The sequence below is a fragment of the Halonatronomonas betaini genome (assembly GCF_015666175.1).
GTDB lineage: Bacteria > Bacillota > Halanaerobiia > Halanaerobiales > Halarsenatibacteraceae > Halonatronomonas > Halonatronomonas betaini.
Genome location: NZ_JADPIE010000003.1, coordinates 40940 through 63710 on the forward strand (window position 1 = coordinate 40940; position 22771 = coordinate 63710).

The following is a 22771-nucleotide window of genomic DNA, read 5'->3' on the forward strand; positions in this document are numbered from 1 at the left end:
AGATTTAAAGGAGGGGATTCAAATGCAAATATTTTGCCCTGAATGTCGAGAAACCGTTGAATATGAAGTTAAAGAGAATATTGAAACTAAGACTATTCGTGGGCTTCAGTTTGAGTATACAAATAAGACTGCATATTGTGGAAATTGCGGCGAGGAGATTTTTGTTTCAGAACTCCATGACCAGAATTTAAAAAGAATTGATCATGCCTATCGTAAAGAGGCTAATATTATTACTGTCGCTGAAATCAGAAAAATAGTCGAGCAATATAATGCTGGCAAGAGACCGTTATCTTTAATGCTTGGCTGGGGTGAAACGACTCTAACTCGTTATCTCGAAGGTGATATCCCCTCAAAGGCTTATTCTGATATATTAAAGAAGATTAAAAATGACTATAAATATATGGAATCTCTATTATATTCTAATCGGGATAAGGTTTCTGAGCAGGCTTTTAATAAAGCACTTGAAGCTATTAAAAATTTAAAGAATAGTAGCGATAATCCTGAAACTATAGATAAAATAGATGTTGTGATAAAGTATTTATTAAGAGGGCTTGGTGAGGTTACTCCTTTAGCTTTACAAAAACTATTATATTATAGCCAGGGTTTTTATAAGGCCTTTTATGATGAATTTTTATTTGATGAGGATTGCGAAGCCTGGGTTCATGGACCAGTTTATAAGGAAATTTATTTTAAATACCGTGATTATGGTTATAATCCGATTGAAAACAATTTGGAGATTTCTGGTGATTTAGGGTTAACTGATCTTGATGCCGAGTTCCTGGAAAACATCATTGACAAATTTGGCTGCTATAGTGGAAAGACGCTTGAACGGATGACTCATGCTGAAGAACCCTGGCGCTTAACCAGGAAAAATTTGAAACCAGATGAAAAAAGCAATCAGATTATCAGTAAAGATTTGATTGCCAGTTATTTTAATTCCGTTAAGCGTAAATATGATATGTTAAATATTGAAGATATTGATGAGTATAGTAAAGAACTATTTGATAGGATACACTAAAAAATAGGCTTTCAAATTTCAAAGCCTACAAAGAAATGCAAAACCCTTTATAATTTTTTTCGTTCTTTGCAGGATATTTTTGGATAATAGAGAAGTATGTATATTGGCATCTATTTTATTAAAATGACTCTATTGGTTAGGCTGAATTTGTAACACTAAATATTTAAGAGGTTAAATAGCATAAAAAAGGGAGTTTATATTATGAAAGATTTTATTACTAAGATATATTCGAAAAGAATTCTGATTTTAATCGATATGATCCTGCTTAATTTAGCATTATATGTTAGTTTTGTACTTAGATTTGATACAGTTGAACCCTGGAGATATCAGTTTGGCTTTATTCCTGTGATTACAATTATCGGGATTGGCTCCTTTTATATTTCCAATCTCTATAATCGGCTCTGGAAATACGCTTCTATCGGTGAGTTAAAGTCTATCGTTAAGAATGCTGCCTTTATTAATATTTTATTTATGACTTACACATATTTTTTCCAGATTGATCTACCTAGATCAATTCCCTTAATTAATTTTATGCTTATAATCTTTACTCTTGGTGGGTTTAGATTTGCCTTAAGAATTCTTAAGGATTATCTTGACCATTCCAGGGAGACTCAGCCTGAAAGCAATGTCTTAATTATTGGTGCTGGAGATGCAGCTGAAATGATTATTAGAGAGATGCATAAACATCCTGAGTTAAATAAACATATAATAGGTTTAATAGATGATGATCCTGAAAAGAGGAACCTGGAGATTCATGGGATAGAAGTTATCGGTAACCGCTATGATATCCCTGATGTTATTTCTAATAATAATATAGATGAGGTTATTATCGCCATTCCTTCAGCTCCTGGCAGTGATATCAAAGAGGTCTATAAATTAGCCAGTAGAGATAGTTCTGTCTCTGTTAAAACTGTACCAGGAATGTATGAGATCTTACAGGATGAGGTTAATATTAGCCAGCTTCGTGAGGTTAAGGTTGAAGATTTACTCCGGAGAGATCCTGTCGAGCTTAAGACCGATAAGATCAGCTCTTACATAGAAGGCAAGCGGGTTTTAGTCACCGGTGGCGGCGGTTCCATCGGCTCTGAGCTCTGCCGTCAGGTGGCAAGATTTAACCCCCAGCAGGTCATCATTTTTGATATTTATGAGAATAATGCTTACCTTTTGCAGCGGGAATTAAGAGAGCGGTATCCAGAGCTTAATATATTTACTGCGATAGGCGATGTTAGAGATCCTGACAAGCTTAATTATCTCTTTGCCCGCTTTAAACCAGATGTGGTCTTCCATGCCGCTGCTCACAAGCATGTGCCTCTCATGGAAAATAATCCTGGTGAAGCTGTTAAAAATAATATTTTTGGCACCAGAAATGTTGCCATGATGGCTGATAGATATGGAGCAGAGAAGTTTGTTTTAATTTCTACTGATAAGGCAGTAAACCCGACTAATGTGATGGGAGCGACCAAGCGGGTTGCCGAGATGGTTATTCAGGATTTCGATAATAGATCGATGACTGATTTTGCCGCTGTTAGATTTGGCAATGTTCTCGGTTCCTGCGGCAGTGTGGTGCCTATTTTCAAGAATCAAATTGCTGAAGGTGGCCCGGTAACTGTCACCCATAAAGAGGTTACCAGGTATTTCATGACTATCCCCGAGGCTGTTCAGCTGGTAATGCAGGCCGGCTCTATCAGCGATGGCGGAGAGGTTTTCGTCCTTGATATGGGCGAGCCGGTAAAGATTATTGACCTGGCCAGAGATCTGATCTCCCTCAGTGGCTTAGAGCCTGAGGTTGATATTGATATAGAAATTACCGGCCTCCGCCCTGGAGAGAAGCTCTATGAAGAGCTAATGAGTGATTCTGAGAATAATCAGGCTACCGAGCATCAGCGGATCTTTATCTCCAATCTGGCTGAAAGGCCTGACTGTAAGCTGATGAATGAAATTGATAAATTCTGTGACTTAATTGACCGGGATAACAATAATAAGTTGATTGCTATGCTAAAGAGCCTGGTTAAAACATATGAGCCCAATAGAAGTAATGTCCAGGAAGTCATCTTTGATGAAAAGTTCCAGCAGGACATTAATAATTAAAATACTTTCCATTGAGATAGCATCTTTATTATTTAGCCAGCTATATTAAAAACTTCAAGAAATTTGTTAAGAGAAACCGTTTGGTAACCATCAGGCAACCAGGCGGTTCTCTAATTAAACTTTAAAACCGGAACAAAAACAACTTAAAATTTTTTTATTTCTTGCAGGAGAATTTAAGAAGAGAGCGAATTATATAAACAAGTGTTTGTTTTGATTGATAATTAAATAAAAGGTATAATTATTTCAAATAATAAAGTTTTAGTTATTTGAACCTTGTAATTTTGATTTTGAGAGGGGAGGGTATTTATGAAAGTTAACAGTAGACATGAATTATATACTAATTTTAATGACATAATGAATAATGTTTATGTTAATAGACGTGATAAAAAAGAACAAAATTACAATCAAAATTTAATTAAAACTTATTTGGTTGAAGGACATATTAATAAAATTAATGAACCCTCCCATGATGATTTTTTAAAGTTTTTTGCTGAAAAGAATAAAAAAATAGAGCATAAATTAGAAATGAAACCTACAAATGATGAATATTTATTTAAATTAAACTATAATGATATAGAGTTTTTTTTAGATGCAGCTAATGATAAAAGATTCTTCTTACTTCATACATCTGAAAAATCAGCTGATACAGATAAAGTAATTTCTCAAATGATTAGTCGGGTATCTAGTTTAGATAATATTTGGTTAACTAAAAAATTAATGCAATTCACAAAAAAATATTCTTATTGGAGGAGTATTTCTTTAAATCATAATGATATATCTATCGAAAGTAAAGATTCTGAATTAGGAGAAGAAAAAGATAATGTAAATATTAAAGTTGATTCAGGTGAGGCTAAAATTAAGAGTTTAATTGAAATGTTAAATGATAATAAAGATTTTTCATATTTAACTGGAATATCTCATCTAAGTCTTTTAATCAAAGAAGATGATAATTCAAGAATCTTAGATGACCTTAGGTATGATGGGAAGTTTTCTACTAGAGGAGATAGTTTTAATAAGCATTTATGGCTTGTTAATAAAATATATGATAATTACAAAAAAAGAGTATATAATATAGAGGAAAATTATACGATTGGTCTTTCAAATACTAAGTTTAGTGGCCTTCCTATAAATATAGAATTTTCAAGGAAAGATTTAAAATTAGATTTTATTATAAAAGTCATTTTTTCTAATAAAAAGCCTTTTAAATTGTGGGGGTACCCGGAGAAAATCAATGATGATTATTATAAAGTTCATGCAATAGATCTTCATAGTGGAAATCAAGGTAATAAAATGACATTTGAAATCACCAAAGATTTTATAACATTATATCTATCTAAAAACAATTGCGGTAACACTGTAGCCAGGTTGATATGCAATATTCAACAATATCTCGATTCTGAAATTAAAGTATGGGGTGGGGATGATAATGAACTATTTTAGTTATCGTGATGAAAATGAATTATTAAATATTATAATTGGTTTAACTTTGCCAAGAACTGGCTTTCCTTCCCCCTTTTATGATCTTGGATATAAAGTTATGGCTATAGAACAATCTTTTGTTAATGGCAAAGGAAAAACAGTAAAGCCTGATATTATTATTGCTAATCAAGATAAGAGTATTTTAGTTTTATTTGAAGCTAAGTCATGCAAAAATGCTGAATTAGAACAACTTGATAATTATTATAATATTAAAAGTAAAGATTTAATCAATAATGCAGGTTTTAATAGAGAACTCTTTGATAAAGGGTTTAATGTTTCATATTTTTGTTATAAGTTGACTTTTATAGATGAAGAAAAAGTTTTAGCCTGTGAGAATTTAATTAAAAGTATTGAAGATAAATATGATTATCCAGTTATAATGTTTAATAAAGAAGATGGTTTTATTTCACTAATATTAAATGAGTATATTGATGATGAATTAAATACTTTATTTAATGGAATTCTTGAAATCCCAACAGATAAAATACCACGTCTTTTAAAGTTTGATCAACATACTACCAAACAAGAAATTAAAAATGAATATATTTGAAATATAGCTTAAATTAGATATAATTTATAAATGCATGTAATTTAAAAATATACTAATTTGGAGGTTATTAATCATGAAAAAGACTTATATCATTGGAACTAGCGGTCATAGTAGAGTTGTGCTCGATATTTTAGAAAAGAGAGGCCAGGATATTGCCGGCTTTCTCGATGAAGATGAGGCTACCCACGACACGATGATTAATAATTATCCAGTTATAGGTTATGTCAGCAAGCTTAAAGAGCTTGAGGCCAGTGTGATTATTGCCATTTCCCATAATCCGACCAGAAGGAAGATCTTTAATCAGCTAAGCAGTTATAATGTCCAGCTGATTAATGCGATCCATCCTGATACCACCATCAACTCCCACGTTGATTTAGGTACTGGCAATCTGATCGCTGCCGGTGCAGTTATTAACTCCAATTCAGTTATCGGTGACAATGTAATCATTAATACTGGCGCCACTGTAGATTATGAATCTAGAATAGAAGATCATGTCCATATCTCACCTGGAGTCAATCTCGGCGGCAATGTGACAGTTAAAGAAGGCGCCCATATTGGCATTGGTGCATCAGTTCTCCCAGGTGTCACTATCGGCGAAAATGTCACTGTTGGAGCCGGCGCAGTCGTTATCAATAATCTTGAAGCCAATGCTGTCTATGCCGGGGTACCTGCTGAGAAAGTCCGGGATATCAATTAAAGTATTTTAAACTAGTTAATAGCAATTAAGATTAAATAACTGTAAGATTAAATGCCTGTATAAATTGATAGAGGAGAGTCTTTTACATGTATCCATTAAAATTTAAACCGATCTATAAAGAAAAGATCTGGGGCGGCAGGAGCCTGGCCAGAAAGTTTGCCAGGGAGCTCCCGGCCGGCCCTATTGGTGAGAGCTGGGAGATTAGCAGCCATGGCGATGATATCTCTATTATCGCCAATGGCGACTATGCCGGTCTCTCACTCCTGGAGCTTATTGCTAAAAAGAGGCAGGAGGTTTTAGGAAGAGAACTTTCAGGTAAGAATAGAAAATTAAGCGAAGATAACCTCTTTCCCCTGCTGGTCAAGATCATCGATGCCAGGGATAACCTCTCTGTCCAGGTCCATCCAGATGATGCCTATGCTGCTAAAAATGAAGCCGGTGGCAGCGGCAAGACCGAGCTCTGGTATATCCTGAATGCCGAGCCAGGAGCCAGCATTATCTATGGCTTAAAGGATGGTGTCACCAGAGACCAATTTACTCAAGCTGTTGGCGGTCCTGATTTCCTGGATCTCCTAAACTTTGTCCCGGTTAAGACCGGCGACTATTTTTACATACCTGCCGGCACAGTTCATGCTATCGGCAAAGGCGTTATGCTGGCCGAGATCCAGCAGACATCAGATCTAACTTACCGGCTTTATGACTGGGATAGAACCGATGATGCCGGCAACTTTCGGGAATTACATATTGATAAAGCCATTGACGTCATTAATTTTAATCATAACCAGCCTGGCCATGAGCCGCTAGCCTCTGGCAATCAGCACCAGACCAGGCAAACCCCTGGCAATCATCGCCAGACCAGGCCAGGCAATTTACTTATCGATAACCCTGACCACCAGGTCAGACAGCTTAAAAACTCAAACTTTTTTAATGTTGAGCTAATCAACATATTTAAGCGCTATACCGGAAACACTAAAAATAGAAGGTTCTATATTTATATGAATCTAGGCAGCGAGGTTAAAATCAATTACAGCGATGGTTCTCTAAAAGTTGCTAAAGGCGAGAGCTTTCTAATCCCTGCCGCCCTGGGTCATTACGAAATTGTTGGCCAGACCAGACTGCTTAAAGCATTTTTGACTGATTAAAGCCTTTATAACTGACTAATATTACTGATAAATTATTATTTTACTTATAGATCATTACTTTACATAGGAGTTGTTTTTTTATGGAAAACAATAATAAAACCTACCTGATCACCGGTGCAGCCGGCTTTATCGGCTTCCATGTGGCCAGGCGTTACCTTGAAGCCGGCAGTCAGGTTATCGGCTTGGATAATATAAACGATTATTATTCTGTTCAGCTTAAAGAAGATCGCCTCGATCTTCTTAAGGACTATCCAAATTTCACCTTTGTAAAAGGCGATCTCAAGGATAGAAATTTAATCGCCACCACATTTACAGATTATCAGCCTGAGATTGTAATTCACCTGGCAGCCCAGGCCGGTGTCAGATATAGCCTGGAGAATCCCCATGCCTATGTAGATTCCAATCTTGTCGGCTTTTTAAATATCCTGGAAGGCTGTCGCCATAATAATGTAAAGCACCTGCTTTTTGCCTCCTCAAGTTCTGTCTATGGAGCCAATCGAAAGGTGCCCTTTGAGACCTCTGACAATGTCGATCATCCTGTCAGTCTTTATGCAGCCACCAAGAAATCCAATGAGCTGATGGCCCACAGCTATGCCCATCTTTATGATCTGCCAGTAACCGGGCTCCGTTTCTTTACAGTCTATGGCCCCTGGGGCAGACCGGATATGGCCTACTTTATCTTTACCAGGCGCATCGTCAATGATGAGCCAATCGATGTCTTTAACCATGGCGATATGTCCAGGGATTTCACCTATATAGATGATGTCGTTGAGGGCATCTATAAACTGAGCAGCCAGCCTGCCAGCCCTGATAAAAGCTGGAACGCAAAGGATCCTGATCCCGCCAGGAGCAAAGCTCCTTACCGGATCTATAATATCGGTAATAACAGCCCTGTCGACCTAATGGAATTCATTAAAACCATCGAAAAAGAACTGGGCCAGGAAGCCGAAAAGAACTTTAAACCGATGCAGCCAGGCGATGTCAAGACAACCTATGCCGACTGCACCGATCTCATAGAAGATGTCGGCTATGAACCAGACACCCCACTTTCTGAAGGCATCAGCAAATTTATCAGCTGGTACCGGGACTATTATCTATAATTTCTGCATGAGAATTAATCTCTTAGCAAAATCATGGAAATATTTTTAAAAATTCATTGAGCTTCGGCCTTTAATTTGTTAGAATAGAATTGGCTATTAATATATTTTTCACAAAATGATTATTTACAATAAAAATTAGGTTAGCTACCTGCCTGGAATATTATCCTTTAGGTTATAAATTGAAAAGCTTAAAAGAGAATAAATTATAGTAAAGACTGGTCCAGGTTTGGTAGAGAAATAGGAGGAGACTATTGAATGTACAAGAATAAGATCAGTATTATTGGAACAGGTTATGTTGGTTTAGTTGGCGGAGTTTGTCTTGCAGATTTTGGTAACACAATTATCAACGTCGATATTAACGAAGAGAAGATTGAGCAGCTCAAGCGGGGCGAGGTCCCAATTTATGAGCAGGGCCTCCAGGATATGCTTGATAGAAATATGGAAGAGGGCAGAATCTCATTTACAACTGATGTTGCTGCCGCAGTTGAAGAGAGTGAGGTTATCTTTATCTCAGTCGGCACCCCACCAGATGAGGATGGCAGCGCCGATCTCACCGCAGTTCTCGAGGTTGCCAAAACTATCGGCCAGAACATGAATGGTTATAAGGTTGTCGTTGACAAATCAACAGTCCCTGTCGGCACCGGCCGCAAGGTTGCAGCCACCATCCAGGAGCAGCTTGATGAACGTGGCGCCAACTTTGACTTTGATGTCGTCAGTAACCCAGAATTCTTAAGGGAAGGTAAGGCAGTCCATGACTTTACCCATCCAGATAGAATCGTTATCGGTACTGAAAGCGAGCAGGCCAGAGAGATCTTAAGCGAGGTTTACAGGGCACTCTATCTAAATGATGTACCATTTGTATATACAAACCTTGAAACTGCCGAGATGATCAAATATGCCTCCAATGCTTTCCTTGCCACCAAAATCTCATTCATCAATGAGATGTCAGTTCTCAGCGAGAAAGTTGGAGCTAATGTCCAGGAGATTGCCAGAGCAATGGGCATGGATGGCCGGATCAGCGATAAGTTTTTACATAGTGGTCCAGGCTATGGCGGTAGCTGTTTCCCTAAAGATACCAGAGCCATCGTCAGAATAGCCAATGAGCACGATGTCGATCTCAAGGTTATCCAGGCCGGCATCGAGGCCAATGAGTATCAGAAAAAGCATATGGTCGAAAAGATCACCGGTCGCCTCGATGATCTCGAAGGCAAGACCCTGGGCGTCCTGGGCTTAAGCTTTAAGCCAGAGACCGATGATATGCGGGAATCACCGGCATTAACTATCTTACCAGAGCTAATTGAAGCTGGAGCTAAAATCCGGGCCTATGATCCCCAGGCCATGGAAGAATCAACCTGGCGCCTCAAGGAATACGAGCAGGATATTATCTATTGCGCCAATGAATATGATACCATGAAAGGTTCAGACGCCCTGGTCCTGGTCACCGAGTGGAATCAGTTCCGCCGTCTCGACCTCCAGCGGGTCAAAGACCTCCTGGCCAACCCGGTCTTCTTTGACCTCCGCAACGTCTATAAAGAAAAAGAAGTCGCCAAATATGACATCGACTACATCGGCGTCGGAGTTTAACATTTACACTAAAATTATATAGCTATATATACTAAAACCAGGAAGTCTGACCGGCCTCCTGGTTTTCATTATTATATTTATTCTTTGCGGAAAACTAATTATCTATATCATTTTCAATAACTTTTTTAGCTTTAAATTTTAACTCATTCAAATTATCTTCAACCAATTCATTTTTAGCCCTATTTTGGATATAATCCCAGTCGATTCCATCATAATTTAATATCATCATTCCTAATATCCATTCTTCCTGCCAGTTTTCTTTCCAGTGGGCATAGGCATTCAATCTATCAATTAAAATATCTTCTATCCCAATAAAATAGGCAGTATGTCCATTAGGTGTGTGAACTTTAGTTATACGCTCTTTATCCCCGGCCAGGGGGCCTGATGGAACTTCAATTGCTAATTCAAGTTCCTCATCATCATAAACCCAATATTTTTGATCTCTTGTAAATCCTAAATTACTTAAGATCTCATCAATATCAGCTATTGAGCTTTCACAGATAATGTCAATATCCATTGTTGAATAACCGCCAGTAGTATAAAATTCTACTGCCTGATCGCCAACAACAACTGGTTTAATATTTAAATTTTCTTCAATAGCAGAGGTGATGATTGCAATAATTTCTATCTTTTTATCTAACTCATCCTTACCAGATGAAAGAACTTTTTTTATTTCTTTTTCATAACTCATTAATTTCACCCCTGTGATTAGTGCTTATTCATTATCCAGTAACCTGTACTCACTATCAGAAATCTTCTTAAACTTTCTCTTTTTTGCCTTAAGCGCAAGTTTATATAAGAGAACCCTTTTTTCCTGGGAGCGATTTTTACTGCCAGAGCGATCACTATTTTCATCCCTGAGCCGGTCCCGAATTTTTAACATCTTTAATTTCCGTTCCCTCTTACTTTTATTATATTCTTCAAGGTTTATTTCTCTCATAGTTCTCACTCCTTACAAGAATTATAACATAATAGCTTTTACACTGCCAGAACCAGTTTTATTGACTGGTATAATGTGTTAAAATAAATTTATGGGTAAAATTCGCCCTTTTTTACTCATGTTAATGCAATACATGTAACGATTACCCATAAAAATTCACCTTTATACAGGTGAAATATGAGAATTCACCGCTTTTAAGGTGAACAAACGGAAGGATGAATCTAATGCCAAAAATATATATAATCCACGAAAACGACGAATGGACCGAACCTTTAATTAGTGCACTCAAAGAAAAGAATCTGCCCTATGAAGACTGGCACCTGGACCAGGGCATGCTGGATCTTACAACTGAACCACCTGAAGGCGTCTTTTATAACCGGATGAGTGCCTCATCCCATACCAGAGGCCATCGCTATGCCCCTGAATACACAGCAGCAGTCCTTGAATGGCTCGAAAACCACAGGAGAACCCTGGTTAATAGCAGCAATGCCTTAAAGCTTGAGGTCAGCAAGGTGGCCCAGTATACCGCTCTTGAGGCTGCTGGGATTAAAACTCCCAAGACTATTGCAGCTGTCGGCAGAGATAATATCCTTAAGGCCGCAGAGAAATTTACAGGCCAGTTTATTACCAAGCATAATCGGGCCGGTAAAGGCCTCGGCGTTAAACTTTTCAACAATGCTGCTAGTCTGAAAGACTATCTCGATAGTCAGGAATTTGAGCAGTCAATCGATGGAATCACCCTTATCCAGGAATATATCGATTCTCCAGATAATTATATCACCAGGTGCGAATTTATCGGTGGCAAGTTTTTCTATGCAGTCAGGGTCGATACCTCCCAGGGCTTTGAACTCTGCCCGGCAGATGTCTGCCAGGTCGGCGATCAGTTCTGTCCCACCACCAACCATAAATTCGAGATCATAGAAGATTTCACCGAAAACCAGGATGCCATTAGCAGACTTATAGCCAGATATGAACAGTTTCTCGCTGAAAACGACATCCAGATAGCCGGCATCGAATTTATCAGAGATAGCGACGGCCAAATCTACACCTATGATGTCAATACCAATACAAATTACAATCCACCGGCAGAGGCCAGAGCCGGAATGTTTGGTATGAAGAAGATAGCCGACTATCTTGGCAGCCTGCTGTAGCCTTTGCAATATGACTTGAACAATGAGAGCAAAAAGTTAAACTGCCAATTTGTTTTAATCTCCAATAAATAGTATAATATAATTTGTGGTTAAATAATGGAATGTCAATTCAAATGAGGTTTTAACTTATGCAGGATATCAGTGGCACAATCTATTATAATAAAAAAATTGATGACAGCAGAGAGGCCAGGCTTGCCATCCACAGGGACAATCCTTTAGATTTCGAGAAATATCTGGCCGAAATACCTGAAATCTTTAAGGAAGGCACCAGTCTGGTCTATCAGAACTCCAGAAATACAATTAAAAAATTCCAGACTGAATTTGGCCTCGATAACCCCCTTATAATCAAGAAATTTGGTCAGCAGGGGTTATATGACAATATTCGATTTAGAGTCAGTAAATCACGTGCTTTCAGGTCTTTTAGGGCGGCTAACTGGTTGGAAGAGCTCAATATTTTAATCCCGCAGCCATACCTGGCCATCGAATACAGAACAACCGGCAATAAGCTGATAAACTCTTATTATATCTCTGAATTTGTAGAATTTGATTTTGATTTATATAAAGTCTACCGAGAAAACCCATTGCCAGGCAAGACCGAACAGGTAATATCTGAGCTTGGTAAAATGGTTAGTAAGATTCATAACCATAATATAATATATGGTGATCTTCATCCTAATAATATTCATTTTGTAAGAACTGACAGTGACAGCTATAAATTTTTCCTGATTGATTATAATAGGATTAAAAAGTCCAGTAATATTAGTTTAAAACAGCGAGCTAAGGATTTATATAGATTAAGAATACCTGATAAATATGCCTCAGCTTTTTTTGATGGTTATGATTATATCGGTAAGGATACTAAACTGCATAAATACATAGATAAATATTATAATAGACATCACCTTTTTAAGCAGGTTAAAAAGAAAATTAGAAATTAATTCATTAGTAATTAATTCAATGGAGTTGAAATTTTAATGTCTCAGACAATTGCAGCAGAAAAAATAGATTACCCAAAATTAAATAAAGTTTTCGTCGCTGGCTTATACATATATGCTCTCGGTTCCCACCAGGGAAGATCGTTAATAAGCCTTGGGGTTGGCCTGGTCTTATTAACCTGGCTAATCAAAGTCATCGGTTATAGAGATATCAGTTTAAATAAGTCTGTTAAACACTGGCCAATCTTTGCCCTGGCTTTAATCATGATCTTTTCCAGAAATGATTTCTGGGATGTCCTGGGTTCAGGCCATGTTTATAGCGTTATCTTTCCCTTGGCGATTTTAAATCAACTCAAAGATAAGAAATTGATCTATAAAATCCTTGGAATATCTCTAGGAGTTCTCTTTATATCAGGCATTGTAGCCAATTATCAGCATTTCATAGAAGGGATGCGGAGAGCTGAAGGTCTTGCCAGATTTTCAATAACCTCTGGTAATGTTTCTGTCATGGGTATAGGCTTATTACTGCCATTTTTATTTAGAAAAGGCAATAAACCCTGGCATTATATTGTAGCTGGCCTTGGAATTCTTGTTTATACAACTGCAGTAATATTTTCAATGACCAGAGCAGCCTATTTTGGTCTAATTGTAGTTTTATTTTTATTTACCCTTATTAAAAAACCAAAATTCATTCCTGTAATCATATTATTAGTCGTTTTAGTCTTTAATTTTCTCCCAGGAAATGTCCAGGATAGATTTTACTCCAGTTTTGACTTAGAAGGAAGATGGATACAGAGTAGACTCCTTATGTGGAGGGTTTCTGTTGATGCTGCCCTGGAAAATCCAATCAGGGGGATTGGCTATGATAATTATGGAGATTATTATCTTGAAAAGGATTATACTGAAGGTAGTAGAAATTTTACCAGCCCACACAACAATTATTTTCTGTTTTTGGCTGAAACAGGCTTTACAGGATTCTTTATTTTCTTATATTTAAGTTTTTATTTAATAAAATTATTTTATTTATCATATATTAAGATACCAGATGAAAACAGTATTGATAAAGCTTTGTTTTTAGGGATTTTACTTGCTATAATTGGATTTTTCGTTACAGGCTTAACTGAGACAAATATCGGAGAATCTCAGACTAGAAATTTCTTCTGGCTATTAGTTGGATTTGGATTTTCACTTAATTATTTCACTTTTTATAAGCAGAATAATATTGATGAATCTAATAAAAGTACGAGCCTGGAAAGTGAATAAACTATGAAAAAAATAATTGAAAATATTAAGGGGAAAAATTTAGTTAAAAAGAATATTTTTTATGTTCCAGTTGATAAAGTTTTAATTGGTTTTGGCGGTATAGGCAGCTTTACATTAAGTAATTATAATCCTTATGTCTGCCAGGTTAAAGAATTAATAAATAATCCAGAAATTAATTATCAGAAATCATTAAACAAAAGAATAAGAAATAATATTAAAAAATTGATTGATAATAAAGAGTTTGGTGGTCTTTTAGGTAAAGATTTACAAGAAGAATTAAAAGAATTTGTCCCTAAAAATATACCCAAAAAAATTAAAAATAAAGAGAATATAATTTTTATACCATATATTAGTTGGATAACAGCTCAGAGTAAATCAAATGAGTTAAAACAATATATTCATGGATATTCATTAGGACAGGAAAAATTTTATCCTCGAATAAAAGATTTTCAAGTATTAAAAAAGGTCTATAAAAGTATTAATAAAAATGGTTATAAACCTGATGAATATGCATCTATTAATTCCAGTTTCATTCAGGGAACTCTTTTAAAAGATGGTTGGGACTTTAAATGTCATATTTCTAGCGGAAGACATAGGGCAGCAGTTTTAGCAGCCCTGGGTTATAAAGAGATCCCAGTAATATTTTATGATAATAGAAAATCAATGAATAAACTAAGAACATGTAATTATCATCATATTTTAGACACAAATAATACCGAAAACTGGTTGGCTGTAAAGCATGGAATTTATCCAGAGTATTTCATAAAGAAATTATTTCACTTACATTTTAAGCCAGAAGAAAAACAAAAAGCCGAAATGCTTGGCATCAAACAGGGAGATAAAAATGGAAACTAACAAAAAAATCATCTATAACCATAAAGCCATAATAGAAAAAGACCGTGAAGTCATTCCTGAAATCTTTGATTACCTGCTCAATGACCCGGCTAAGCTTGAGCTAATTAAAAGAAAAGGCAGCAAAAACACCGCTGTCTATTATTATAATCATGAGGGCAGGGGCTATTTTATCAAGCATTTCTATTTTAGAAAGTGGACCTATGCCTTAAAAGAAATTATCGGCAGCCCGATAGGACTGACAAGTTACAGAAAATCAATTAAAATGCTTGTTAATCACATCCCTGTAGCCACTCCGTTGGCAGCAATAATTTATGATGGTACCAGGTCTAAAAAAGATAGTGTATATATATCACAGGAGCTTGAAAATAGTGTCCTTGTCAATGACCTCATCAAAGAAAATAAAGTAAGAGATATACCTAAAGAAAATATGGAAAGCCTAACTCTTCAGATGGCTGATATCTGGGCTAAAATGCTCAATAATAACTTTATCCATAAAGACCCAAACTCAAAAAACTTTATGATCACAGATTTAAACGGTGAGCCTGAAATCTATTTAATAGATATCGCAGATATTTTTGCTCTGCCATATGCTCCGGAATTTCTTAAAATTCATTCTATGGCAAGGTTCTTTGGTAAATTTGCTAAGTCATTTATCCAGTCTGAAGCTGAATTTGATAAAAAGTATTTCGATATTTTTGAAGAAGAGTTCTCCAGAAACTATAACTTTAAAGGCTCAAATGAGAAATTTATTGCTAAAGTTAAAAAGCTTACTCGCAAGAAATATCAGTGGAGATTAGATCGGGATAGGAGCTGATTTTAATGTCAATCGGCGTACTTGTAATAACTTACAATGAAGAGGAAATGCTTGCAGACTGCTTGGATTCTGTAACCTGGGCCGATGAAATAGTCGTTGTTGATTCTGATAGCAAAGATAAGACCAGGGAGATAGCTAAAGAATACACCGATAAAGTATATATCCGGGAGTTCGATAATTTCTCCAACCAGAGAAACTTCGGCCTTGATAAGCTGAAATCTGACTGGATCCTTGTCCTCGATGCAGATGAAAGGATAACCACTGAACTCCAGGCTGAGATCGAAAAGAAGATTGCCACAGGAGGTTATGATCTCTACCAGATCCCCAGAAAAAATTTCTTTCTCGGTAAATGGATAAGATATGCAGGCTGGTACCCTGATTATACCGATCGCCTCTTTAAAAATGATCAGTCTATCAGATATGCCGGCGATGTCCATGAGTGCCCGACCTTTACTGGCAAAAAGGGCAGAATGGACCAGCCTATGATTCATTATACATATCAGGATATCGCCAGCTATATGGAGAAGGTCAACCATTATACGACACTAAGCGCCAGAGAGAGCAGTAAGGATCCATCATTATTTTATGTATTCATCAGAAGCTTCTTTGAATTCTTTAACTTTTTGCTATTTAAAAAAGCCTTCCTGCTTGGCAGGGAAGGCCTGGTTTTAACTGCAATTTCAACAGTTTCAAAGTTTTTAAAATATATTAAAATCTGGGAGAAAAACAGAAAAGATTAAAATATATATTATTCATTTAATCTATCAATTCTTCATACTGATTAACCATCTTCTCAATCGAAAAATTTTTCTTTACATAATCTCTGGCATTACTGGCATAAGTAGTTCTCAAATCATCGTCCTTAAGCAACTGGTTGACTTTTTCAGCCAGGTCTTGAGGATTTTCTTCTTTAGCCAGAAGACCGACCTCACCATCCTGAACAATCTCCGGTATATTACTTGCAGCAACTGCAACCACAGGTAATCCAGTCGCCATAGCCTCAACCAGAACCAGCCCAAAACCTTCAATTCTTGCTGAATGGACCATTAAATCTGCCTGAGCCAGGTACTCATCTACATTATCCACAAAACCTGTCAGATAGACCTGATCATCTAATTCATACTCTGAAATTAATCGCTCAATCTTATCTCTTTCATCGCCTTCACCGATTATAAATAATTTCCAGCTCTGATTTAATCTATTTAATTTCTTCATACCGGCCAGTAAAAGATCATGGCCTTTCTCAGGAAAAAGCCGGCCTACATTAACTAAAATCTTATCACTTTCATTGATATTATAATCTTCCCTTAATGAAAACCCTGGCTCAATATTTTCCGGTATCTCAACACCATTGTATATCAACTTAATTTTCTCTTTATTTAAAATACCTTTAAGATTTTTCATTACATTTTCTTTAGTGGATTTGGAATTGGCTATAATATCAGTAAGCACAGTGCCATAAAGCCAGTTCGAGTAAAACCGCTTTTTTAAAGGCCGGTCAACACCCCGGCGATAAATTATCCTCTCTACATCTGCCAGCGCCCCGGTAATAGCTCCAAATTTTCTATCTCTCGATAAATTTAAAAAGAGCACTTCAATATTATTTTCTTCAAGAAAACTTTTAAAACTAAAGATTTTAACTGGATTTAAACAGCTCAAAGTATTATGTAAATTAACTATCTCTGTTCTAAGCCCCTTAGCTTTAGCTCTTTTGATAATTTCACTATCCTGGCGCCCGGCAACCCAGACATTATGCCCTCTATCTGCAAGACCCTTAGCAGTCAGCAAAGTCCAGTTCTCGCCACCACCCCAGCTAAAATGTGTATTCAAAAAAACTATATTTCTGCTCATAGTATAGGATTTCTCCTCCATTATGTATTTAAAACTAAAATTTGAAAATCAAATATTTGAATTAAACTTATTAAAACTATTAAATATTAACAAGTTCAGAATTCTTTTGAATTATCTTATTATGATTCCAGTAATCCAATTTTTCTTTAGCTAATTTTAATATATCCTGAAACTTTTTTTTCTTAAGAGTCTTATTCACCAGCACCCTTTTCTCACTTAAAGAAAGTTCGACCTCATGGACATAAGCCAGGGCCAGTAGTTTGGCTAAATTTTTATCAATTATGCTCTGGGACATAGCTGGAAACTTTTTAATACTATCCATATCAATAAATTTAATCTCACCGACCTCATCCACAAAAAAATTAGAAAAGTTCGGATCACCACTTAACAATTTATTGCTATAGAGTGTATTAAGCAACCTGGACAGATTCTCAATAGCTTTCTCCCTTAGTTTTACATCATCACTATCATCCAGGAAATCAATTAGTTCCTGCCCTGATATCTCCTCAGTAATAAATAGACTTTCTCTATTAATAAAAGAGCCGTATTTAATAGCCCAGCCCTTTTTAATAGTCGGAACACCAATTTCCTGCAGTTTATTTAATAGCTTTAGATACCTTTCGCCCTCTGCAGGCCTGAATAGATTTTTAACCTTCTTTTTAAATTTTAAATTCTCATACTTTTTTATGTAATATGTATTCCCATCCAACTTATACTTAAAGACATCATGGGCTTTATCATCTTTAAATAAAGCAGCCTGATATTCAGCTTTATCATCAATAATAATAAATTTATCTATAATATCTTCTAAAAGCTCAAGCCTGCTCTCAGCCCTATAGCTAGCCAGAACCTCGTATTCTCGGCCCCTATAATTTAATCTCATAAATAACTCCTCCATAGTCTTAGCATCATTTATTATAATACCATACCACCGGTTAATTACCAAGCATATAAACATACCTCAATCACTGGTGTTTTATTAAACCTGTTATTAATTACTCAGTGAAATGAAATTTGGCTTATGGTATAATTAAATCACCCTGTAATAGAGGTTAATTTTTACCTCAAAAATATTTGAAAGCAGGTGCTTTATATGGCTGAAGAAAAAATCTTAAATCTTATCCTCGATAGAATTGATGAAAGGACTGGAGCTATTTTCGAGCAGACTACCGAACTTTCTGAATTCAGAACTGAAGTCAACCTAAAACTAAATAGTTATAAGAAAGACTTTAAGTTTATCGAGGATAAATTGTTAGAACATGAAAAGGAAATTTATAAACTTAAGCATCCAGATGATAATGAAAAAGAGATAAACTGGGGCTAGAATTTTTATAATAATTCCTGTAAATTGTCTTAATTAGAGATACCAGAAGGTCGCAAAGCTTTCTGGTCTTTTTTACCTCATCTTTGAAAGAGAAAATTTTAATTTAAAGAGGGAGGGGATATTTTGGCTGAGATTAATACTCATAAAGTCTGGACCAGGCAGGACGATTCTGTTCTTGAAACTTTAGAAGAGGATGGGGTTTATAGAGTTAAAGAAAAGTATATCAGGGCTAAGATGGGCAATCTCGCTGATATATATATCAATGTCTATAAATGGCTCAGAAATCAAGCTTCAAAACGGATGGATATTCCTGAAGCAGCAAGATATCCGATCTGGCTGACAACCCATGAAGAATTAAAGTTACCAGAAGCAGAAGGTTGTATTAACTTTGAGCTTGAGATCCCGGATAGCAATATTCTAATCTTTGATATGGAAAAGTGGGATTACATTGTTAATTATATGTATCTACCTGAGGACGATCAGGACCGGCAAAGGTTTAAAGATAAACTCGATAAATATAATATCAATGTTGAATCTGATATCTACCTGGAAAACTTTTATCCCCTGCTTAAACAGGAGATGGTCTCCAGCTGGGAGCGGCTATTTGATGATAATATCAGACTTTCAAATCATGATGTCGCCATCTGCTGGGAATTAAAAAAGGAGTGGGTGATTGATTATGAGAGATACCTATGAGTTATGGACTCACCAGAAACCAGAGCTTAAAGACCTTATTTTAAACCAGGGTAGAATTACAGTCAAAAGAAAATATATAAAGGATAAGTATGGAGAACAGGCCGATATATTTCTGACAGCCTATAACTTTTTTGTTCAAAAGTTTAGAGAGTACGTAAGCTGCCCTGGAGGTGCCGAATACCCATTCTGGGCAGCCACTGATAGAGAGGCAGCCTCAACTGGAACAGAGGGCGTATTCCTGCGATTAGAGGTCCCTGCAGACCAGACAGTATTCTTTTCAGCAATCCAGTGGAATCAAATCTTAAATCTTGAATATCTGGCTGACTCCCCTGAAGATAAAAAACACTTCAACAAAAAATTAGATAGCATGGGGCTAAATCCTGAAGCGAAATCAGAGATCCTTATAACACCCCATTATCCCCTATTAAAAGCTGAAATTAAAAAGAGCTGGCATGATAATTTCAAATTGGCCAGAAATCCTGAAAGAATAGAAGACAACAATGTAAAAGCCGCCCTCTGGGAGCTAAAAAGTAATTGGCTGATTTGATATTTCAATAATATCTTATCTAAATTAAATTTCTTCTGATTTACCCTTGACAATTATACAATTTTTTTATATTATATATACAGTGTTAATAACAATTACTGATAAGAGCATTAACGATTAATTAAATTAAATCAGGAGGAGATATTTAATGGAGAATTATGACAACTTACAGACTTATTTATCAAACTTTGCAGTATTAAATGCCAAGCTACACAACTTACACTGGAATGTTGAGGCCAAACAATTTGTTCAGCTTCATGAGTTTACTGAAGAATTATATGATGAGTTCTTTGTGATGTTTGATGACATTGCTGAGCTTATGAAGATGAAAGGTGAAATGCCACTTGTAAAAATGAATGATTATGTTGAGCATGCCACAATTGAAGAACTTCCAGCAAAAACATTTAGCTATGATGAAGTTATAAATGCTGTAGAAGCTGATTTAAAAGAAATGAAATCACTTGCTGTAAAAATCAGAGAAGAAGCCGATGAAGTCGATGATTTTGAAGTCGTTGGCGAAATGGAAGAGCATGTCGCATTCTATAGCAAGAATCTCTGGTTTATCAGAAGCATGAATGTTTAACAAATCTCTTAACTAAATAAAATTTTAGTTTTATATTTAAAGGGGCTGGAAATAATCCAGCCCCTTTAAACTTTTATATTAGATTAAAAAGCCATTCTGTAAACTCCCCAGCCATCCTCATCAGTCTCTATATATTCAATCTGCTCAAAGCCTTTTGTTTCTAAATAATCGACACCTGACGGGTCAGAATGGAAGATTATATCTCCCTCAATATCAACTGGTTTAATTCTCCAGTTATTTTCTCGTTCAGGAGATACAACATCATTTTCAGCAAAGTATTCAACCAGTACATCCTGGTTTTTGACATCACCAGGTGCAGCCTCTAATAGACTCTGAGAACCATCCAATACATCTGTGGCAGTTCCTGAAGCCCGGTGATTATTTGTAGCCATTAAGAATTCCATATCATCTTCTACAGGCTCACCATCATAGGTTAAATCAACTATTCTCTCACCTAATTCCTGAGTCACATCAATTTCATATTCAACACCCATGATTGATTCATAATAGAAGCCCTCAAAATATTCATTAATTAACTGTTGGTCAGCTTCTTCATCTGGATCAATCTGGTTAAAGTTATCTGCGCTTTCTTCTAAAAACTCTCTCAGTTCTTCTCCAGTAACTTTAACCACCTGAAAGATGTTATCATAGATATATATATCGGTAGCATCAGTTATATTTAAACTTCCTGGCTCGATCGAAGTATAATCAGTTGGCCCCTGGCGTCCAAACCTGAGAGGAGCTGCTGTTGAGATGAGTGGCATATCCTGATACTCTTCTTGCTCAGTTAATTCTAATCTTTCTTCAACATACCATTTCTGAGCTTCCTGGACTAGCTTAATTGTTGCTGTATCCTGAACTCTTGAGAAATAGGTTGTTAATTCAGTATCTGTTTCACCGATAGGAGTGTTGACATATTCAATAGTTGCTTCATGTTTTTCTTCAACCATATCCACTATCTCAGGATCTGACTCAACATTTTCATCAACTTCCTTTAATCTAGAAGAACTCTCAACTACGTTCCATTCGCCATCTTCCTGGCTAAGAGTCATATCAATTACTCCAAGATGGCTTCCCCAGGCACCAGGCAATACAGCCGGGACATCATTAACCAGTCCTGCTTCATTATCTATTCCTTCAACATCGTCATATTCACTGCCTCCAGGAAATTCATTGTGTTGATGGCCTAAGACCATAGCATCAATACCATCAATTTTACTCAGATAATAACCTGCATTAACATCAGTATCATCAGGGTCAATTCCAGTATGGGCAGAGACTATTACTATATCAGCTCCGACATCTCTAATTCTTGGAATAAAGCTTTCAGCTTCCTCAATTATATCTTTTCCAACAACTTCACCTTCTAAATGTGCACTTCCCCATTGCACAACTTCAGGAGATACAAAACTTACCACACCAATACTGATTGGTTCTCCATCAATTTCTCTTTCTAAAATAGCATATGGTTCAAAATAATTGATATCAGTAAATTCAGCGTCATATAGGTTAGCATTCAACCATGGGAAATTAGAGCCAACCTCTGCCTGCCTGAAATAATCAATTCCATAATCCTGTAATTCGTGATTACCAATGGCAGCAGCATCATAACCCATATGGTTCATAGCGTCAATAATTACCGGATATTCTCCTTCCTGGAGCGGAGGAACTGGCTGCTCAAGATCACCTGGCAACTGTCCAGCTTCAAGACTGCCTAGTAAACTTCCCTGGATAACATCTCCTGCATCTAGCAGCAGAATATTATCATAATTCTCTCTCTTATCATTAATAAGTGTTGAAACTTTACTTACTCCAATATTTTCATCAACTTCATCGGCCATATAATTATATGGCATCACATATTGATGAAAATCAGTTGTCCCTAAAATTGTCAGTTCATGCAAATCTTCTTCAGCAGTAATCGTTCCAGTTAAAATACCTGTAAAAATCAGCATGAAGGTTAGAGCAAGACTAATTACTGTTAGCTTCTTAAATTTCTTCATTTTAACCCTCCTTAGATTGATTTGTCAATTTAATAAAATTTGCACATTAATTATATCAGTTTTATTAAATAAGTTTCAAGGAAATAACATGGGCATTAAGTTTAATACTTTATTTGATAAAACTAATAACTTGCAAGTTTTTATTTTATAA

General features: G+C 36.2%; 23 protein-coding genes. 18 read left to right on the forward strand and 5 right to left on the reverse strand.

Annotated elements, in window-relative coordinates; translation table 11 throughout:
- Nucleotides 1-22: 22 nt before the first annotated feature.
- The 8 genes from I0Q91_RS05645 to I0Q91_RS05680 all read left to right on the forward strand — a co-directional run bounded on the left by I0Q91_RS05645 (nt 23) and on the right by I0Q91_RS05680 (nt 9658).
- On the forward strand, nt 23-1018 hold the full coding sequence (locus I0Q91_RS05645; protein ID WP_270453443.1) for a type II TA system antitoxin MqsA family protein: 996 nt from the start codon (nt 23-25) through the stop codon (nt 1016-1018).
- Nucleotides 1019-1219: 201 nt separating this feature from the next.
- Complete coding sequence (locus I0Q91_RS05650) at nt 1220-3106, forward strand: polysaccharide biosynthesis protein (RefSeq protein ID WP_270453444.1); 1887 nt, start codon at nt 1220-1222, stop codon at nt 3104-3106.
- A gap of 306 nt (nt 3107-3412) precedes the next feature.
- Nucleotides 3413-4546: a hypothetical protein gene (locus I0Q91_RS05655; protein ID WP_270453445.1), complete on the forward strand. Its 1134-nt coding sequence runs from the start codon at nt 3413-3415 to the stop codon at nt 4544-4546.
- The gene (locus I0Q91_RS05660) at nt 4533-5135 is read left to right on the forward strand and encodes a hypothetical protein (RefSeq protein WP_270453446.1); all 603 of its coding nucleotides are present in this window, start codon (nt 4533-4535) and stop codon (nt 5133-5135) included. The genes I0Q91_RS05655 and I0Q91_RS05660 overlap by 14 nt, the downstream gene beginning before the upstream one ends.
- 73 nt (nt 5136-5208) lie before the next feature.
- Nucleotides 5209-5832 carry an acetyltransferase gene (locus I0Q91_RS05665; RefSeq protein WP_270453447.1) on the forward strand — a complete coding sequence of 208 codons (624 nt, stop codon included), beginning with the start codon at nt 5209-5211 and terminating at the stop codon, nt 5830-5832.
- 86 nt (nt 5833-5918) lie between these two features.
- On the forward strand, nt 5919-6974 hold the full coding sequence (locus I0Q91_RS05670; protein WP_270453448.1) for a type I phosphomannose isomerase catalytic subunit: 1056 nt from the start codon (nt 5919-5921) through the stop codon (nt 6972-6974).
- An 80-nt stretch (nt 6975-7054) separates the two neighbouring features.
- The gene (locus I0Q91_RS05675; protein ID WP_270453449.1) at nt 7055-8074 is read left to right on the forward strand and encodes an NAD-dependent epimerase; all 1020 of its coding nucleotides are present in this window, start codon (nt 7055-7057) and stop codon (nt 8072-8074) included.
- A gap of 255 nt (nt 8075-8329) precedes the next feature.
- Entirely contained in the window at nt 8330-9658 is a 1329-nt protein-coding gene (locus tag I0Q91_RS05680; RefSeq protein ID WP_270453450.1) for a UDP-glucose dehydrogenase family protein, read from the forward strand.
- Nucleotides 9659-9752: 94 nt separating this feature from the next.
- Here the strand turns inward: I0Q91_RS05680 and I0Q91_RS05685 are convergent, their stop codons facing one another.
- Together I0Q91_RS05685 and I0Q91_RS05690 are read right to left on the reverse strand one after the other, a co-directional pair.
- Nucleotides 9753-10349: a hypothetical protein gene (locus I0Q91_RS05685; protein WP_270453451.1), complete on the reverse strand. Its 597-nt coding sequence runs from the start codon at nt 10347-10349 to the stop codon at nt 9753-9755.
- Nucleotides 10350-10373: 24 nt separating this feature from the next.
- Nucleotides 10374-10598 carry a hypothetical protein gene (locus I0Q91_RS05690; protein WP_270453452.1) on the reverse strand — a complete coding sequence of 75 codons (225 nt, stop codon included), beginning with the start codon at nt 10596-10598 and terminating at the stop codon, nt 10374-10376.
- A gap of 224 nt (nt 10599-10822) precedes the next feature.
- Here I0Q91_RS05690 and I0Q91_RS05695 point away from each other — a divergent pair, with 224 nt between their 5' ends.
- From I0Q91_RS05695 to I0Q91_RS05720, 6 genes are all read left to right on the forward strand, one after another.
- On the forward strand, nt 10823-11749 hold the full coding sequence (locus tag I0Q91_RS05695; protein WP_270453454.1) for an ATP-grasp domain-containing protein: 927 nt from the start codon (nt 10823-10825) through the stop codon (nt 11747-11749).
- A 128-nt stretch (nt 11750-11877) separates the two neighbouring features.
- Entirely contained in the window at nt 11878-12687 is an 810-nt protein-coding gene (locus I0Q91_RS05700) for a lipopolysaccharide kinase InaA family protein (protein ID WP_270453455.1), read from the forward strand.
- Between the two features lie 36 nt (nt 12688-12723).
- Nucleotides 12724-13947: an O-antigen ligase family protein gene (locus I0Q91_RS05705; RefSeq protein ID WP_270453456.1), complete on the forward strand. Its 1224-nt coding sequence runs from the start codon at nt 12724-12726 to the stop codon at nt 13945-13947.
- Between the two features lie 3 nt (nt 13948-13950).
- A complete protein-coding gene (locus I0Q91_RS05710; RefSeq protein WP_270453458.1) occupies nt 13951-14802 on the forward strand; it encodes a hypothetical protein in 852 nt (283 codons plus the stop codon).
- Nucleotides 14792-15616: a BUD32 family EKC/KEOPS complex subunit gene (locus I0Q91_RS05715; RefSeq protein WP_270453459.1), complete on the forward strand. Its 825-nt coding sequence runs from the start codon at nt 14792-14794 to the stop codon at nt 15614-15616. The genes I0Q91_RS05710 and I0Q91_RS05715 overlap by 11 nt, the downstream gene beginning before the upstream one ends.
- A gap of 5 nt (nt 15617-15621) precedes the next feature.
- On the forward strand, nt 15622-16356 hold the full coding sequence (locus I0Q91_RS05720) for a glycosyltransferase family 2 protein (protein ID WP_270453460.1): 735 nt from the start codon (nt 15622-15624) through the stop codon (nt 16354-16356).
- Nucleotides 16357-16372: 16 nt separating this feature from the next.
- Here the strand turns inward: I0Q91_RS05720 and I0Q91_RS05725 are convergent, their stop codons facing one another.
- Together I0Q91_RS05725 and I0Q91_RS05730 are read right to left on the reverse strand one after the other, a co-directional pair.
- Nucleotides 16373-17467: a glycosyltransferase family 4 protein gene (locus I0Q91_RS05725; protein WP_270453461.1), complete on the reverse strand. Its 1095-nt coding sequence runs from the start codon at nt 17465-17467 to the stop codon at nt 16373-16375.
- A gap of 79 nt (nt 17468-17546) precedes the next feature.
- Nucleotides 17547-18350, reverse strand: coding sequence for a lipopolysaccharide kinase InaA family protein (locus tag I0Q91_RS05730; protein WP_270453462.1), 804 nt, complete (start codon nt 18348-18350; stop codon nt 17547-17549).
- A 210-nt stretch (nt 18351-18560) separates the two neighbouring features.
- Here I0Q91_RS05730 and I0Q91_RS05735 point away from each other — a divergent pair, with 210 nt between their 5' ends.
- The 4 genes from I0Q91_RS05735 (at nt 18561) to I0Q91_RS05750 (ending at nt 20617) form a co-directional block, all read left to right on the forward strand.
- The gene (locus I0Q91_RS05735) at nt 18561-18791 is read left to right on the forward strand and encodes a hypothetical protein (protein ID WP_270453463.1); all 231 of its coding nucleotides are present in this window, start codon (nt 18561-18563) and stop codon (nt 18789-18791) included.
- 123 nt (nt 18792-18914) lie between these two features.
- The gene (locus tag I0Q91_RS05740; RefSeq protein ID WP_270453464.1) at nt 18915-19487 is read left to right on the forward strand and encodes a DUF3841 domain-containing protein; all 573 of its coding nucleotides are present in this window, start codon (nt 18915-18917) and stop codon (nt 19485-19487) included.
- Entirely contained in the window at nt 19471-20034 is a 564-nt protein-coding gene (locus I0Q91_RS05745) for a DUF3841 domain-containing protein (RefSeq protein ID WP_270453465.1), read from the forward strand. The genes I0Q91_RS05740 and I0Q91_RS05745 overlap by 17 nt, the downstream gene beginning before the upstream one ends.
- A gap of 148 nt (nt 20035-20182) precedes the next feature.
- Complete coding sequence (locus tag I0Q91_RS05750; protein WP_270453466.1) at nt 20183-20617, forward strand: Dps family protein; 435 nt, start codon at nt 20183-20185, stop codon at nt 20615-20617.
- A gap of 83 nt (nt 20618-20700) precedes the next feature.
- Here I0Q91_RS05750 and I0Q91_RS05755 read toward each other — a convergent pair whose 3' ends face one another.
- The gene (locus I0Q91_RS05755; protein WP_270453467.1) at nt 20701-22620 is read right to left on the reverse strand and encodes a bifunctional 2',3'-cyclic-nucleotide 2'-phosphodiesterase/3'-nucleotidase; all 1920 of its coding nucleotides are present in this window, start codon (nt 22618-22620) and stop codon (nt 20701-20703) included.
- Nucleotides 22621-22771 lie beyond the last annotated feature (151 nt).

Bases quoted from the DNA above. Each gene is read 5' to 3' on its own strand.
- I0Q91_RS05645 (WP_270453443.1), top strand. From the start codon at position 23: ATGCAAATATTTTGCCCTGAATGTCGAGAAACCGTTGAATATGAAGTT.
- I0Q91_RS05650 (WP_270453444.1), top strand. From the start codon at position 1,220: ATGAAAGATTTTATTACTAAGATATATTCGAAAAGAATTCTGATTTTA.
- I0Q91_RS05655 (WP_270453445.1), top strand. From the start codon at position 3,413: ATGAAAGTTAACAGTAGACATGAATTATATACTAATTTTAATGACATA.
- I0Q91_RS05660 (WP_270453446.1), top strand. From the start codon at position 4,533: ATGAACTATTTTAGTTATCGTGATGAAAATGAATTATTAAATATTATA.
- I0Q91_RS05665 (WP_270453447.1), top strand. From the start codon at position 5,209: ATGAAAAAGACTTATATCATTGGAACTAGCGGTCATAGTAGAGTTGTG.
- I0Q91_RS05670 (WP_270453448.1), top strand. From the start codon at position 5,919: ATGTATCCATTAAAATTTAAACCGATCTATAAAGAAAAGATCTGGGGC.
- I0Q91_RS05675 (WP_270453449.1), top strand. From the start codon at position 7,055: ATGGAAAACAATAATAAAACCTACCTGATCACCGGTGCAGCCGGCTTT.
- I0Q91_RS05680 (WP_270453450.1), top strand. From the start codon at position 8,330: ATGTACAAGAATAAGATCAGTATTATTGGAACAGGTTATGTTGGTTTA.
- I0Q91_RS05685 (WP_270453451.1), bottom strand. From the start codon at position 10,349: ATGAGTTATGAAAAAGAAATAAAAAAAGTTCTTTCATCTGGTAAGGAT.
- I0Q91_RS05690 (WP_270453452.1), bottom strand. From the start codon at position 10,598: ATGAGAGAAATAAACCTTGAAGAATATAATAAAAGTAAGAGGGAACGG.
- I0Q91_RS05695 (WP_270453454.1), top strand. From the start codon at position 10,823: ATGCCAAAAATATATATAATCCACGAAAACGACGAATGGACCGAACCT.
- I0Q91_RS05700 (WP_270453455.1), top strand. From the start codon at position 11,878: ATGCAGGATATCAGTGGCACAATCTATTATAATAAAAAAATTGATGAC.
- I0Q91_RS05705 (WP_270453456.1), top strand. From the start codon at position 12,724: ATGTCTCAGACAATTGCAGCAGAAAAAATAGATTACCCAAAATTAAAT.
- I0Q91_RS05710 (WP_270453458.1), top strand. From the start codon at position 13,951: ATGAAAAAAATAATTGAAAATATTAAGGGGAAAAATTTAGTTAAAAAG.
- I0Q91_RS05715 (WP_270453459.1), top strand. From the start codon at position 14,792: ATGGAAACTAACAAAAAAATCATCTATAACCATAAAGCCATAATAGAA.
- I0Q91_RS05720 (WP_270453460.1), top strand. From the start codon at position 15,622: ATGTCAATCGGCGTACTTGTAATAACTTACAATGAAGAGGAAATGCTT.
- I0Q91_RS05725 (WP_270453461.1), bottom strand. From the start codon at position 17,467: ATGAGCAGAAATATAGTTTTTTTGAATACACATTTTAGCTGGGGTGGT.
- I0Q91_RS05730 (WP_270453462.1), bottom strand. From the start codon at position 18,350: ATGAGATTAAATTATAGGGGCCGAGAATACGAGGTTCTGGCTAGCTAT.
- I0Q91_RS05735 (WP_270453463.1), top strand. From the start codon at position 18,561: ATGGCTGAAGAAAAAATCTTAAATCTTATCCTCGATAGAATTGATGAA.
- I0Q91_RS05745 (WP_270453465.1), top strand. From the start codon at position 19,471: ATGAGAGATACCTATGAGTTATGGACTCACCAGAAACCAGAGCTTAAA.
- I0Q91_RS05750 (WP_270453466.1), top strand. From the start codon at position 20,183: ATGGAGAATTATGACAACTTACAGACTTATTTATCAAACTTTGCAGTA.
- I0Q91_RS05755 (WP_270453467.1), bottom strand. From the start codon at position 22,620: ATGAAGAAATTTAAGAAGCTAACAGTAATTAGTCTTGCTCTAACCTTC.